2 protein-coding genes are annotated in these 2243 nt (G+C 60.7%); one reads left to right on the top strand and one right to left on the bottom strand.

Going from position 1 to position 2243, the window contains the following annotated elements; genetic code table 11:
• Positions 1-295: 295 nt before the first annotated feature.
• Positions 296-439 carry a hypothetical protein gene (locus tag WBB85_RS15010; protein ID WP_432639408.1) on the bottom strand — a complete coding sequence of 48 codons (144 nt, stop codon included), beginning with the start codon at positions 437-439 and terminating at the stop codon, positions 296-298.
• Between the two features lie 442 nt (positions 440-881).
• Here WBB85_RS15010 and WBB85_RS15015 point away from each other — a divergent pair.
• Positions 882-2243: DEAD/DEAH box helicase family protein (locus WBB85_RS15015; protein WP_432639409.1), on the top strand; the 1362-nt coding region annotated here is incomplete at its 3' end.

A 2243-nucleotide genomic window follows, 5' to 3' on the forward strand; every position in this document is an offset into this window, starting at 1 on the left:
GGCTCGGCGTCGGAATGGACATGGACGTGGTCGCAACCACCGGCATATTTATGAGACATGGTTCCCCCCGTTTGATGATCGCTCTCTGGCGACAAAGGTCTTTACTGGAAAGTCGGGTAACGGATCACCTCTGACGGGGGGAGTGTAGCACGGGTCCGGGCGGCTCGAAAAACCCGACTAAAGTCGCCGGGTGCCAAAACGAAACCGCCCCGGATCAACCGGGGCGGTTTCGTTTCCAGACCCACGCGTTTCAGGAGAACCCTGAACCATACCCGAAGCACCAAAAGCCGTGCTGTCAGCGCTCGCGCGTCTCGCGCAGGAAGTCGGCCCAGTAGGGTGCCGGCTCATTAGATGCCACCAGGGTCAGGCGGCGGATGGTCAGGTGGATCATGCGCAGCGCCTCTGCCACCGGCCCGGATTTCTGTGTCGCAGCAAGCATATCGTCGGCTCCGCTATAAGGATCTTCGTTGGGCCAGATATAGAGCGCCTATCCGCGCGCAACCACGGACAATCGTGAAAGGCCGCCTTGCACAGCGTGCAACCCGGAAAATGGCGCGAACGACGGCATTTGACCAGAGACGATGCGGGTGGGGTGCAAGGCTGACTGCCGGTCGGCGCTCTAGGGAGCGAAGGTGGGTGGTGGTGGCTGGGTGGGTGCCTATGACCGGCAGTCAGTTGCTGCTTGCAAGATCACGCTACGCCTCTTCTTATCGCATTTCAACCTACAGTTGATACTTGTTTAAATTTATTTTCGAGCCCTTCGAGATTCACGCGAAATCAGCGGAAAACCCCGGCCGTTTGCGATGCAGACAACAATCGGGCATCCCACCCTTGAACCGGAACAAAAACAGATCAAATCTGCGGGACCGGAGGAATCGCCCATGCCGCATAACAATACCAACGCCCCCTCTCCCCGTCCGGAGGTTCTGACCCGGCCGAAACTGGAAGGCGGGCGGCGGTTCGTGATGAAAACCGATTTCGCCCCGGCGGGCGATCAGCCCACGGCCATTGCAGAACTCTCCACCGGCGTGATCGACGGCGAACGCGATCAGGTCCTGCTGGGCGCCACCGGCACCGGCAAGACCTTCACCATGGCCAAGGTGATCGAGGAAACCCAGCGCCCCGCCATCATCCTTGCCCCCAACAAGACTCTCGCCGCGCAGTTATACGACGAATTCAAGGGCTTCTTTCCCGACAATGCGGTCGAATACTTCGTCAGCTACTACGACTATTACCAGCCCGAAGCCTATGTCGCCCGCTCGGACACCTACATAGAAAAGGAATCCCAGATCAACGAACAGATCGACCGGATGCGCCACTCGGCCACCCGTGCGCTTCTGGAACGCGACGACGTGATCATCGTGGCCTCCGTCTCCTGTATCTACGGCATCGGCTCGGTCGAGACCTATTCGGCGATGACCCAGGACATGGCGGTGGGGTCACTCTATGAACAGCGCAAGTTCATCGCTGACCTGGTCGCCCAAGCATACCGCCGCGCCGACGCGGCCTTCCAGCGCGGCGCTTTCCGGGTCAAGGGCGATACGGTCGATGTCTGGCCCGCCCACCTTGAGGATCGGGCGTGGAAGTTCAGCTTTTTCGGCGAGGAACTGGAAAGCATCACCGAATTCGATCCGCTGACCGGGCAGAAGACCGATACATTCGAAAAAATCCGCATCTACGCCAATTCGCATTACGTCACGCCCCGCCCCACCATGCAGCAGGCGATCACCGGCATCCGCAAGGAACTGACCCTGCGCCTGAAGCAGTTGCAGGGCGAGGGCAAACTTCTGGAGGCCCAGCGGCTGGAGCAGCGCTGCACCTTCGATCTGGAGATGCTGGAGGCGACCGGCGTCTGCAACGGGATCGAGAATTATTCGCGCTACCTGACCGGCCGCGCGCCGGGTGAACCGCCCCCCACCCTGTTCGAATTCATCCCCGATCACGCCATCGTTTTCGCCGACGAATCCCACGTCTCGGTCCCCCAGATCGGCGGCATGTACAAGGGCGACTACCGGCGCAAGTTCACCCTGGCCGAACATGGCTTCCGCCTGCCCTCCTGCATGGACAACCGCCCCCTGAAGTTCGAGGAATGGGACGCGATGCGCCCGCAATCGGTGTTCGTGTCGGCGACCCCTGCGAAATGGGAGATCGAACAGACCGGCGGTGTGTTCACCGAACAGGTGATCCGCCCCACCGGCCTGCTGGACCCGCAGGTTGAAATCCGCCCCGTCGATATGCAGGTC

The sequence above is a fragment of the Albidovulum sp. genome (assembly GCF_049646345.1).
Taxonomy (GTDB): domain Bacteria; phylum Pseudomonadota; class Alphaproteobacteria; order Rhodobacterales; family Rhodobacteraceae; genus Albidovulum.

Bases quoted from the DNA above. Each gene is read 5' to 3' on its own strand.
- WBB85_RS15010 (WP_432639408.1), bottom strand. From the start codon at position 439: ATGCTTGCTGCGACACAGAAATCCGGGCCGGTGGCAGAGGCGCTGCGC.